10 protein-coding genes are annotated in these 12,803 nt (G+C 50.9%); 3 read left to right on the top strand and 7 right to left on the bottom strand.

Translation table 11 applies throughout. From position 1 onward, the window contains the following. Positions 1-46: 46 nt before the first annotated feature. A complete protein-coding gene (locus tag DW739_RS12050; protein WP_118473002.1) occupies positions 47-1,117 on the top strand; it encodes a DNA repair exonuclease in 1,071 nt (356 codons plus the stop codon). Positions 1,118-1,122: 5 nt separating this feature from the next. Continuing rightward, positions 1,123-2,982 (top strand): AAA family ATPase, encoded by a 1,860-nt coding sequence (locus tag DW739_RS12045; RefSeq protein ID WP_118743121.1) that lies wholly within the window; start codon positions 1,123-1,125, stop codon positions 2,980-2,982. A gap of 122 nt (positions 2,983-3,104) precedes the next feature. Here DW739_RS12045 and DW739_RS12040 read toward each other — a convergent pair whose 3' ends face one another. The 5 genes from DW739_RS12040 to DW739_RS12020 all read right to left on the bottom strand — a co-directional run bounded on the left by DW739_RS12040 (position 3,105) and on the right by DW739_RS12020 (position 9,114). Next, the gene (locus DW739_RS12040; RefSeq protein WP_022359580.1) at positions 3,105-4,286 is read right to left on the bottom strand and encodes a ribose-phosphate pyrophosphokinase; all 1,182 of its coding nucleotides are present in this window, start codon (positions 4,284-4,286) and stop codon (positions 3,105-3,107) included. Between the two features lie 109 nt (positions 4,287-4,395). Next, positions 4,396-5,388 (bottom strand): ATP-binding protein, encoded by a 993-nt coding sequence (locus DW739_RS12035; protein WP_118743120.1) that lies wholly within the window; start codon positions 5,386-5,388, stop codon positions 4,396-4,398. Continuing rightward, positions 5,375-6,439 carry a DnaD domain protein gene (locus tag DW739_RS12030; protein ID WP_118743119.1) on the bottom strand — a complete coding sequence of 355 codons (1,065 nt, stop codon included), beginning with the start codon at positions 6,437-6,439 and terminating at the stop codon, positions 5,375-5,377. Before DW739_RS12030 ends, DW739_RS12035 begins: the two co-directional genes overlap by 14 nt. 548 nt (positions 6,440-6,987) lie before the next feature. Beyond that, positions 6,988-8,379, bottom strand: coding sequence for a UDP-N-acetylmuramate--L-alanine ligase (gene murC / locus DW739_RS12025; protein WP_107001711.1), 1,392 nt, complete (start codon positions 8,377-8,379; stop codon positions 6,988-6,990). A gap of 225 nt (positions 8,380-8,604) precedes the next feature. Continuing rightward, on the bottom strand, positions 8,605-9,114 hold the full coding sequence (locus DW739_RS12020) for a QueT transporter family protein (protein WP_117796647.1): 510 nt from the start codon (positions 9,112-9,114) through the stop codon (positions 8,605-8,607). A gap of 417 nt (positions 9,115-9,531) precedes the next feature. Between DW739_RS12020 and sstT the strand changes: the two genes are divergently transcribed. Beyond that, positions 9,532-10,755 carry a serine/threonine transporter SstT gene (gene sstT / locus DW739_RS12015; protein ID WP_118743118.1) on the top strand — a complete coding sequence of 408 codons (1,224 nt, stop codon included), beginning with the start codon at positions 9,532-9,534 and terminating at the stop codon, positions 10,753-10,755. A gap of 389 nt (positions 10,756-11,144) precedes the next feature. On the opposite strand, the gene DW739_RS12010 is transcribed toward sstT, so the two are convergent. Together DW739_RS12010 and DW739_RS12005 are read right to left on the bottom strand one after the other, a co-directional pair. Beyond that, on the bottom strand, positions 11,145-11,909 hold the full coding sequence (locus tag DW739_RS12010) for a type III pantothenate kinase (RefSeq protein WP_107001714.1): 765 nt from the start codon (positions 11,907-11,909) through the stop codon (positions 11,145-11,147). Positions 11,910-11,915: 6 nt separating this feature from the next. Continuing rightward, on the bottom strand, positions 11,916-12,539 hold the full coding sequence (locus DW739_RS12005) for an ECF transporter S component (protein WP_107001715.1): 624 nt from the start codon (positions 12,537-12,539) through the stop codon (positions 11,916-11,918). Positions 12,540-12,803 lie beyond the last annotated feature (264 nt).

The raw sequence follows: 12,803 nt of genomic DNA, 5'->3' as shown, positions 1-12,803 counted from the left end.
CAATATGTACATACGGAGTGACAGACTCCTGAAAGGGGGAGAGAATGTGAAATTTATCCATACCGGCGATATCCACTGGGGCATGTCCCCGGACAGCGACAAGCCGTGGAGCCGGGAGCGCAGCCGCGATATCCGCGATACGTTTACCGCCATCATCGCCAAGGCAAAGGAACTGCGCGTGGACTGCCTGTTCATCGCGGGGGATCTGTTCCACCGCCAGCCGCTGCTGCGCGACCTGAAAGAGGTCAATTACCTGTTTTCCACGATCCCGCAGACACAGGTTATCATCATCGCAGGCAATCACGACCGGATCCGCAAAAATTCCGCTGTTTTAAGCTTTTCCTGGGCTTCCAACGTGACGTTTCTGGAAAGTGAGGATGTCTCATCCGTCTATTTTGAGGATATCAACACCGAGGTGACCGGCTTTTCTTACTATACTGCGGAGATCCCGGAGCCGCGCCTCGATACTCTTGAAGCGCCGGAGGATGGAAAAATCCACATTCTGCTGGGGCACGGCGGCGACGCGAACCACGTCCCGATTGACCGGGCGGCGCTGGCTTCCTCCGGATTTTCGTATATCGCACTGGGGCACATCCACAGGCCAGAGATCCTACTGGACAAAAAGATGGCATACTGCGGTTCCCCGGAGCCGCTTGATAAGACCGAGACCGGCAGGCACGGCATCCTTTACGGCGAGATCGACCCGGAAAGCTGTCAGGTAACGACACTGGACTTTATTCCGATGGCGAAGCTCCGCTACATCCCGCTCATCGTCCGCGTCACGCCGGATACGACCAACACGGAGCTGTACTTAAAAATCGCCCATGAGATCGAACAGCGCGGCAATGACAATATTTTCCGCTTCAAGGTGCAGGGCATGCGCGATCCCGATATTTCCTTCGATCTGGACGCCTTAAAGCTGCGTTTCCGCATCGCGGATATCATCGATGAGACGGAACCGCAATACGATTTTTCCGCCCTGTTTGCCGAGCATCCAAGCGATATGATCGGCTTTTACATCCAGGCACTGAAAAAACCGGACATGAGTCCGGTGGAGAAAAAGGCGCTGTTTTACGGCATCCACGCCCTGCTTCTCACTACCGATGAAAGGAGTTAGCTTCCATGCGTTTTCTTGATCTTTATATCAGTGGGTTTGGAAAATTTCATGACACAGCCGTCTCCTTTGAGGACGGGTTAAACGTCATTTACGGTAAAAATGAAGCTGGCAAATCCACGATCCACACCTTTATCCGCGGCATGCTCTTCGGCATCGAGCGTCAGAGGGGGCGCGCCGCCAGAAACGACATCTACAGCAAATATGAGCCGTGGGAAAACAGCGGCACCTACGAGGGGCAGCTCCGGCTTGAATCCGACGACGGCACCATTTACCGGATCGAGCGCTCGTTCCAGAAAAATAAGAAGGAATTTACCGTCATCAACGAGACGACCGGACGCGAGGAACCGGACGGTCGCGCCGTTTTGCAGGAAATCTTGGGCGGCATGAGTGAAACCATGTACAACAACACCATCAGCATCAGCCAGTTAAAGAGTGCGACCGATGAAGGCATGGTTTCAGAACTGAAAAACTATATTGCCAACATGAATACCTCTGGCAATATGGCGCTCAATATCACTAAGGCGACCGCCTATCTGAAAAATCAGCGCAAACAATTTGAATCCCAATTAAGCCCGGAGGCTTCGGTCAACTATACCTCCCTTCTTAGCGAGATCCGCGCGCTGGAACGCGAGCTTTCTTCGCCAAAATATGAGAATCAGTTACAGGAATACTCAAAACTACGTGACTCGGTCCGAAATGAACTGGAACATCAGAAAATAGAAAAAGAAGATTTATCCGACCGGCTGCAGAAGAGCCGTCAGGTACTGAATGAGTTTTCCTTTACGGACGAGGCGTCCATCGAGGCATACCGCAGTCAGGCTGAAACACTCTACCAGGACTATCAGCATGCACAGGCGTCTTCCTCCAGCAAGGGATCCCGGTTTTTCCAGGTGTTTTTCTTTGTCGCAGCAGCAATTTGCGCTATCTGCGCGGCATACTGCGGATATCTGGCATTCTTCCCGCTTCCGTCCCCATGGCTGGGAGCTGGTCCCACCGCCCTCATCTTTGGAGGCGCCGCTCTTGTGCTTCTCATGCTGGGAATCTGCGTCACACGGCACCGGAGCCGCCGCAGGCAGGAGGCGGAGAAAAGTGCCTCTGTTTTATCGGAGATTTTGCGCCGCCACCTGGGCGAATCCGAGATTTCGGATGAATCCATGAAGCTTTTGTCCCAGCGGCTGGACCGCTTCATCACGCTCTGCCACGCCGTTACAAACTCGGAGGATTCACTGGTAAAACGTTCCGAACAGATCTCGGCGCTGATGGCAAAGCAGAATGACTGCAGCCTTGTCATCGAGGAACAGCAGCGCGTCCAGTGGGAGTTAGAAAAAAAGCTGGAGCACCTATCCGCCTGCAAAGACCGGGCAGCGGCGCTCAAACACATTTTAAATGAAAATGAGCGCATCCATCAGGAGATCGCCTCCGTGGATCTGGCGCTTGATACCTTAAAAGAGCTTTCCACCACCATCCGGGATTCTTTCGGCCTGTACTTAAATAAGACTGCGTCCGACCTGATCGCCGGAATTACCGGCGGAATTTATTCCAGCATCAGCATCGATGAGAACCTGAATGCGTTTTTAAACACCCGCCGGAAGCTGATCCCGCTTGAACAGGTCAGCAGCGGCACCGCCGACCAGATCTATCTGGCGCTGCGCCTCGCCGCCGCCCACTTTATCCAGGGCGATGCAGACCGGCTGCCGCTCATCTTTGACGACAGCTTCGTCCTCTACGACGACGAGCGCCTGAGAACCGTCCTCAAATGGCTGCCAAGTGCCTATTCCGGGCAGATTCTTGTATTTACTTGTCATGAGAGGGAGATGCGGGTGCTGAAGGAAGAAGGAGCTGCGGTACATGAAGTGCGGTTGTAAGACTCTTTTCATACATAACCGTGACATTGCCTGTTTCCTATGACATTAAAAAGAACGCCATTTTCTGACATGTATTGGTCCGGAAATGACGTTCTTTTTGTTTCTATTTTAAAGGTCTATTTTTAGTCCCGTATTCCCGCCCGATACTTCGCCAGCAGCTTATTGATACGCCCAGTCGGATTTAACAGCTCGCTTAAGGAGGCATCGTGGTTCAGGTTATCGATGATGAGCGCGATGTATTTGCTCATATCGACGCTGATATAGTACGGTCTGGAGAGAAGCTCCGGTGTCTGGTATACCAGGTTGGTGGTCAGGACGCGGTCGATCAGACCGTTCTCATAGTACTCGTCAAACTTCTGCAGTCCGTTGGTAAACAGACCGAAGGTCGCACATACGAATACCTTTCTCGCCTTGCGGCTCTTTAATTCCTTCGCTACATCTAACATGCTCTCGCCAGAGGAGATCATATCATCGATGATCAGGACATCCTTGCCCTCTACGCTGGATCCCAAGAACTCATGAGCAACGATCGGGTTGCGTCCGTTGACGATCCTGGTGTAATCGCGGCGTTTGTAGAACATACCCATGTCGAGTCCCAGCACGTTGGAGAAGAAGACAGCGCGGGACATACCGCCCTCATCCGGGCTGATGACCATCATGTGATCGCTGTCGATCTCCAGCTCTTTCTCATTTTTCAGCAGATATTTGATAAACTGGTAAATCGGCTGAACGGTCTCAAAACCCTTGAGCGGAATCGCGTTCTGGACACGCGGATCGTGTGCGTCAAAGGTAATGATATTCTCAACGCCCATATCTACCAGCTCTTCCAGTGCCAGCGCGCAGTCTAAGGACTCACGGCCGGAGCGCTTATGCTGGCGGCTCTCATACAGGAACGGCATGATTACGTTGATACGGCGTGCCTTTCCGCCTGCTGCCGCAATGACACGTTTCAGATCCTGATAATGATCATCCGGGGACATATGATTTACCATGCCGCACAGAGAATATGTCTGGCTGTAGTTGCAGACATCCACGATCAGATACAGATCATCGCCGCGCACCGACGCCTTGATCTCGCCCTTTGCCTCGCCGGAACCAAATCTCGGTGTGTTTGCCCCGATGATGTAGGAGTCTCTCTGATAACCTGAAAATGCGATCGACGTCTTGTGCTCGCTCTCGCGCTCATTTCTCCAGTCCACCAGATATTTGTCTACCTTGCCTACCAGTTCCTCACATCCCTTTAATGGAATCAGTCCCAGCGGACCTACCGGTATCGTCTCAATGATTTTCTCTTCGTACAGCATTTTCCATTTTCCTCCAGCCTGTTTACTCTCTGTTAATTCGCTTTTTTTGCATATGTTAGCGCATTCTAACGTCTCTTTTATATCATTATGTCCCTTATAAGTCAACCCATTACCGGTTTTCCAGCTTTTTTCGTATCCGGATATCCTCGCCGTAGAGCGGAATGATCTGATACTGGCTTACGATCCGTGACATGACGCGGTCGGTAAACTCGTCGCGCATCTCATTGACCGGCAGATTGGTGGAAATGATCGTGCCTTTCTTCCGGTTTAAGCGCTCGTTGACCACATAGAAGAGCTGGGAAGTCGTAAACGTATTCACCAGTTCCGTCCCCAGATCGTCGATGATCAGCAGATCGCACTCTAATAAATACTGGGAGCGGTCGCGATCCTCATCGGTCGCATCATTTGCGAAGCGGTCCCTTGAAAATATCTCATACATCTCCACCGCTGGGAGATACACGACGCTGAAACAGCGCTCAATCAGCTCTTTCGCGATGCAGTTGCTTAAAAACGTCTTTCCAAGCCCCGTTTTTCCGGTAAATAAGATATTTCCCTTTTCTTCTTTAAATCCGTCCACATAGCGGTGGCAGAACGCCGTCACTTGCTCCATATACGCGCGGGCAGTCTTGCCGCTACGCGGATCGATCTTCGTGTCATCAAAATAATCATAGGAAAAATGAGAAAAATTTTCCCGCTCCAGCACTTCCCGGATATTCGACTGGGCGTATAACAGATCGATCTCCCGCTGACGGAAACAGTGGCATTTTTTGCCGTCTTTGTACCCGGTATCCTTACAGTTCGGACAATTATACTGCATCTCCAGATAGTCCGCCGGATAGCCGTAGGCGCTCATCAGCACCTGGCGCTGCTCTTTCAGGTCTGCGATTGTCCCTCGCAGACGTTTCACCGCGTCCGCATCGCCCGCCAGAAGCTCTTTCGCGCTCTTGACCGCCGCGGCGGCGATCGCGTCGTTCATCTCCCGGACCGCCGGTATTTTCTCATAGACCTCATCAACCCGCGCGTCCAGCTCATGTTTCTTCTGAAGCTGTGTCCGGTTATAAACACGCATGATCGATTCATACTGCGAATTACTGAGTGCCATCGTCCCCTCCTGTCTTCTGCGCTCCGTTTATCATGCTCCATACCATCTCGTCGTAATCATATCCGTGTTCCTCCAGATTGTGGAACCGGTTGGAAGAACGGCTGCTGCCTGCAGACGCCTGCCGGCGCTTCGCCCCGCCTTCTTCCTTCCGTTTTTTATCTAGCTCTGACACATCCCGGAAGCTCTTGACCCCGGCATTTTTCCAATCCCGCAGGATCTTGTCTGCATAGTCAAACGACGGTTTATGTATCTGCCGGATCGTGCGGCTGCACGCCTCGACGATCAGCTCGCGCGTGAAACCGTACTCCCAGAACCATTTTTCGATAAATTCACTCTCGACCTCCGCCGGGCTCCGGTCCGAAAGCCCCATCGCCCGCATAACCGCGAATGAACCCTTCGTGTAGCCCCTGCCGCTCGCTTTCGCCTGTTCCACATCCTTGATGCCGCGCTTATGCCAGCCGAGCGCCACCTTTTCCATATAGCGCAGGCTGGTGTGATGGTTCTGCACGCAGTACTCAATCAGGTATTCCAGCAATTCCCCGGAAAATCCCAGATTCGAATAGAGATTTCCAAGAATCTGGCAGTCCGTCGGTGTGAGCAGCTTGTTTAAATACTGCTGGGCAATATAAATGAGCTGCTTAAACGACTCATCCGAGGTCAGGCGTGACATATCGCAGGCTGCGGCTTCCCGCGCGGCAGTTTTTGTAGATGGCGCAAAGGAACCAGCGCCTGCCAGGGATTCCGTTGAAGCGGAAACCGGCGAAATTTGCTGTCCCGGCGTCTCCTGAAACGATCGCTGTGCCTCTTCACCGACTTCCGTTCCCAGCACCCCGGCTCTCTGCCAGTATGCCAGCGCGCGCTGCACGTCCGCCTCCGTGTGGTTGAGCGCGTCCGCGATCTGTCCGATCGAGACTTCCTCCTGCTGGTGGCGGAGCAGGTACAGATATACCTTCACATATTCTCCACTGGCTCCCGCCATATATGTATCAATAAATACGTCCGGAACCGGCGTCGCGCCCACCGCCAGCCGGTTTTTGAGTCCTATTCCCATCTTCTAACTTCCCTCTTAGCCATTCTGTGTCCTCACATTTCCTGTTACCATTTATCTATCAGCAGCCTGCGGCTGTGTGAAGCATTCAAACTGCTGTATTTTACTTTTATTTTGAAATATTCTCTATTTGTTCCATCCAAATCTTCCTGTTTTCTTACTTTTCCACCGTTTTGATTTTGTTTCCGGACTTTTCCACAATTTTGCTCCGGACAAGACAGTTTTCATCCATTTATCACAGGCTCACTGCGTCTGTTCCTATCATAACATACCTTTTTTTAAAAAGAAATACTCCTAATTATGGTTCGCGACCGACACTTTTAGACCGATTTTTCCACTATTTTGATTGTGGATAATGTGGATAATGTGGAAAAAGCCTTCAAGAATCCTCAAAAAACAACCCTGCCCCCGACAAAATCCTTATTTTATCAACATTTTCGGCATTTCACCATTTTCACATTTAGGCGCAAAAAATCCACATAGTTCCTTTACATAATATGTTGAAAACTATGTGGATAATGTGGATAACTATATGTACACTCAGAGCGCATCTATTTCGCAAGGAGGTTTTCCCCTACATTTACAACGTCTCCGGCGCCCATGGTTATCAACAGGTCGCCCTGTGTACAATGTTCCATGACAAATTTTTCTATTTCATCGAACGTCGGCAGATACCATGCTTCTTTTCCTTTTTCTTTTAGAAGTTTCACGATATCCTCTGAGCTGATGCCGAGCGTGTCCGTCTCGCGCGCCGCGTAGATATCCGCCAGAATGACTTTATCTGCCAGTGAGAGCGCCTCGGCAAACTGCGGCAGAAATGCCTTCGTCCGCGTGTAGGTGTGCGGCTGGAAAATGCACCAGAGTGTCTTGTGTGGATAGTTCTGCGCCGTCTTTAAGGTAGCCTCGATCTCATGCGGATGATGCGCATAGTCGTCGATGATGGTAAATCCATTTACCTCACCCTTCTTTTCGAACCGGCGGTTGGTTCCGGTAAAATGTGCCAGTCCCACGCGGATGGCGTCCATGGAGATGCCATTTTCCAGGGAAACTGCAATAGCTGCCAGCGCATTATATACATTGTGCTCACCTGCCACACCGAGCGTCAGGCGCTCTTTCTTCTCGCCGCCGATATAAAGGTCGAAGGACGGATGCGCGTAAGCGTCATACTGGATATCACCAGCGCTGTAATCGTTGCCGCGGCTGTGACCGAAAGTAATGACCTTGCCTTTTACCGCTTCTATGATCTCCTGATAGTTCTCGATATCGCCGTTGATAACAACCGCGCCCTGAGCCGGTACGCGCTCGGCAAACAGCTTGAAGGAGCGGCGGATATCCGCCAGATCCTTGAAGAAATCGAGATGGTCTTCTTCTATATTAAGGATGACCGCCATCGTCGGGTAGAAGGATAGGAAGCTGTTGGTATACTCACACGCCTCCGTCACGAAAAATTCCGGTCCGCCGACGCGGATGTTACCGCCGATCGCCGGAAGGATGCCGCCGACCGAGATCGTCGGGTCATTTTTCGCCTGCAAGAAAATCTCCGTCACCATCGAAGTGGTTGTCGTTTTGCCGTGTGTTCCGGCAATCGCGATCGCATTTTTATAGTTCCGCATCATCTCGCCCAAGAGTTCCGCACGGGTCAGCATCGGGATGCCGCGCCGTTTTACTTCCTGAAATTCCGGGTTATCCGGGTGAATCGCCGCCGTGTAGACTACCACATCGATGCCATCCTGGATATTCTCCGCTTTCTGTCCGATATATACCTTCGCGCCGCGCGCCTCCAGGTTATCGGTCAGCTCCGAACGGTGTGCGTCCGAGCCGGACACAGTGAATCCCTCGTCCATCAAAATCTCTGCCAGTCCACTCATGCTGATACCGCCGATTCCGATGAAATGGACGGATTCTGGTTTATTAAAATCAATCTGATATACATTCTCACTCATATTTGTGCATTCCTTCCCCGCCGCAGGCGGTTTTTGTTTTCGCAGACGCCATAGAAAAACGATATGGAACCGCGAGGCATTGTGTTTTCACGTCCTTTTAATTTAACTTCTTTTACATGAAATTGTCAATATAAGGCAAAAAAAAATAAAAGATACACGCCAGCCATCGCACTGCGATCCGTCTGTAACATGCATCTTTTATATCATTTAAGTTATGTCTTTTTCTTAGCGTCCCGTTGCCAGACACTTGCCGAACAGCATGGTTTTATAACGGTTTAACGCCGCCAGAAGAATGCTTCCCAGCACACCGATTGCCAGCACCTCGCCGATCCCGACGGTCAGCATCATGAACGGAATCAGATCCTCAGAGCCGTATGCAAACCGGAGCACCCACGGTACAATGATCGTGTTGGCCAGAATCGGCGGTACACATACTAAAACCTTACTCTTGCGGAGCGCATAGGAGCCGACTGCCCCGATCAGGGTTGCCAGGCTTCCGAATACGATATCCAGTCCGGCTGCGCCGCAGAACAGGTTAGATAAAAAGCATCCGACAAAGAGTCCCGGGATCGCTGCCGGGGTAAAGAACGGCAGGATGCAGAGTGCTTCCGAAATACGGAACTGCACCGGTCCGAAGCTGATCGGCTGGAATGCCATCGTCAGCGCTACGTAGATGGCCGCGATCACCGCGCCATACGCCAGAAAATACGTGTTTTTCAGGTTGTTTTCTTTCATATTCAATTCTCCTTTAGTTTTGTTTTACGAGTGGAAGGTCACGAACACTCGATTCATTTTACGCCGGGAATCGGCGGCAGCCCTGTAAGACCTTGTTTTTATGGGCTTTGCAACGGGTATGAGTATAACATAGAGCAGATAGAAATACAAGTTTTCTTTTCGCTTATCGCCACTGCAAGTTCTGCCACTGGCCACACGGAACACGGGCAAAAATTTTTTCTCTATTTCTCTATCACTCTGCCATAAAAAAGCACTTTCCCTTTCTTTCTATCTCCTGTATAATAGAATCTACATGATTTTGTGCCGGATGCTGCACAGACAGTTGAATCATTCGGGAGATATTGCATTTGCACATTTGACTCAGCTCCCCGACACTCGTCAACCCCATTTCATCATCACAAAGGAAGTATGTATTTTATGAAAGCACTCTATGAACGCTGGACAGCCATCAGCCTGCCTAAACGAATTCTGGGCGGCATGATTCTCGGCGCTGTCCTGGGAATGATGATTCCGCAGGCAGTCGGACTCTCAATCCTTGGAAATCTATTTGTCAACGCATTAAAGGGCATCGCGCCCCTGCTCGTATTTTTCCTTGTTATCAGTTCCCTCTGTCAGGCAAAGCAGAGCCACGGCGGCATCATCCGCACCGTTGTCTGCCTTTACCTGTTCAACACACTGCTCGGCTCTGTGATCGCGGTCGTCGCAAGTAAACTGTTCCCGATCACCCTGACACTTGCACAGGCTGCAGAAGAAACCTCTGCCCCGCAGGGAATCGCAGAAGTTATGCAGACACTTTTATTAAATGTCGTAAGAAATCCGATCACCTCCATCGCAGAGGCAAACTACATCGGTATCCTGGCGTGGGCGGTTCTCTTCGGCGTGGCGATGCGCGGTGCCAGCGAACGCACGAAAGAAATTATGGACAATTTTGCAGCGGCACTGTCCAAGGTTGTTACCTGGATCATCAACTTTGCCCCGTTCGGTATTCTCGGACTTGTGTTTGACACTGTATCCACCAACGGTTTACAGGTATTTACCGAATATGGACGGCTTCTCGCTGTGCTGGTTGGCTCGATGCTGTTTATCTACTTCGTAACCAACCCGATCCTCGTATACTGGTGCATCCGCCAAAACCCGTTCCCGCTGATTTTCAAGTGTCTGAAACGAAGCGCGGTCACCGCCTTCTTTACCCGGAGCTCAGCGGCAAATATCCCGATCAACATGGAAGTCTGCGAGGAAATGGGACTGGACAAAAATACCTACTCCGTTACCATCCCGCTCGGTGCGACCATCAATATGAACGGTGCGGCTGTTACCATCACCGTCATGACGCTGGCGGCAGCCAATACGCTGGGAATTCCGGTGGATATTCCGACCGCCATCATTTTAAGCGTCCTGTCGGCACTTTCCGCCTGCGGCGCATCCGGTGTTGCCGGTGGTTCCCTGCTCTTAATTCCGCTTGCCTGCTCTCTGTTTGGCATCTCAAGCGATATCGCCATGCAGGTCATCGGTGTCGGATTTATCATCGGCGTGGTGCAGGATTCCGTCGAGACAGCACTCAACTCTTCCTGTGATCTTCTGCTTTCCGCAGCGGCACAGTTTAGGGAGTGGAGAAAAGAAGGACGGGAGATTACCTATTAAAATTATATTATATGCATATTGAAATCAATTTTTCCATATGCTATAATGCCAATAGGCAAACGAATGACAGTACTCACAGAGTACACAAAAAGCCCCCGGTGTGTGCTGACACCGGGGGCTCGCCTTTTTTGAAAAGGAGGCTTAAACCTTTGCTACCTACTCATCTCCATCCAGCCACTTACAAATATAGTAAGCCACAATGCTGGCTATCACAGAGAGCACGAATGACAGTATTCCTCCCACACAGTACACCCCCTTTCCGCACCTGTCTAGGGGCGGTAGCTGTATCAGTATAACACAGAAATTAATCACTCGCACTATATTTGTGCTTCTGCATCTTTTTTAATTGCATTTTAAAAGCGGCTTGATTTTTTCCAGCCGCTTTTATCTTATTTATTCTTCTTATAGATAATCCACAACCCCCGCAATAACAATTCATCATCTAATTCTATCTGATGCCGGCACAGCGGAATGATTTTTCTGGCAAGACCGCCGGTGGCTACAACGGTGGCTTTCTGGCCGAGTTCCTCTTCAATCCGATCTACCATGCCGTCGATGCAGGACGCATTGCCATAGAGAGCGCCGCTCTGCATACATTCAACCGTATTCTTGCCGATCAGGCGCTTTGGCGGGTCAAGGCTGATGCGCGGAAGCTGGGCGGTCCGGCTGGTCAGGGAATTCATCGATACACCTATTCCCGGCAGAATCATGCCGCCGATGTACTGCTTGTTCTCATTCACCACACAAATGGTGGTTGCCGTTCCCATATCGATCAGAATGAGCGGCACCGGATACCGGTTGATTCCCGCGACGGCACCGACGATCAGATCGGTACCGACGGAGGACGGATTGTCCATCAGCACTTCCAGACCGATATTCATATCCACATTGACGACCAGAGCTTCCTGCCCCGTCACCTTGCGGATCGCCTCCCGCATCAGGGATGTAACCGGCGGCACTACCGAACCGATGATCGCGCCGGTGATCTCACTTACCTTGATTTCCCGCAGCTCCAGCACCATTTTCAGGGAAATCGCATAGTCAAGCTCTGTTTTCCCGCTGTCTGTCGCCATCCGCTCGGTAAAGAGAATTTCCCCATCCGCAATACAACCGAGAACCACATTCGTATTTCCGATATCCAATGCCAAAATCATACTGTCTTACCCCCTGCTTTTTTCCAGAGCCGGTACAAATTTTGCCCGGTAAAGCGCTGCGCCGACTGCACCGGTGATGATTGTGGACGATACCATCTCGCATACTGCATTGATTCCTACGAAACCGCATACGAACAGGATGATATTTTTTCCGCCGATCAGCCCCTGCATATATTCGGTATTGCCAAACAGAACGACTAAAGCCGTCATAAAGAAAACTGTATTTAAAAACGCGGAACAGAATCCGGTTACCAGACTTGCCATGTACGCATCGGTTCTGCGGCGTACAAACTGGAAAATGTAGCCTAACAGAAGACCGTCCAGCATACGTGGAACGAATCTCTGTACAAATGCCAAAAACGGGTTAATGCTGAAAAGCATCGCGCCCATCGCACTGCTGCCGCCGATGCCGATGCACTGTAAAAAGCTGGTCATGCCAAAAACTGCACCGATCGCTGCGCCGCCTGCCGGTCCCAGCGTGATCGCCGCAATCGCAACCGGAATCACATTAAATGTAATCGCCAGCGGTCCAATATTCAGATATCCGAGGGGAGTGTACGCCATCAGCAGAAGAATGCCGGTCATAAGACCTAAGATGACAAGTTTAGATGTGTTGTTTGTTGTGTTCATGAAATTTTCCTCCTTGTTATTATTCCCGATTTGAAAACCTGCTGCACCTTTTGTTCACCAGACTGCCGCTCACCTGCGCCAATATCATGTGCATAAAATCCTTACAAATTCCGTTCTTTCCGGCGATACCATCCAGAAAAGCTGCGAGCCAGGGCATTTTAATTCCCCGTCTCTTCCGGTATGATTCTCCATCTCAGATACAGATCCGTATGCAGATACGCACATTCCGGCAGAAGTTTCTTCTGCCGCTTTCCGCGGATTTGC

Source organism: Clostridium sp. AM28-20LB (assembly GCF_003480665.1).
Classification (GTDB): Bacteria; Bacillota; Clostridia; order Lachnospirales; family Lachnospiraceae; genus Otoolea; species Otoolea fessa.
The sequence above is the reverse complement of the archived record's forward strand: the minus strand, read 5'-3'. Positions and strand labels throughout refer to the sequence as shown.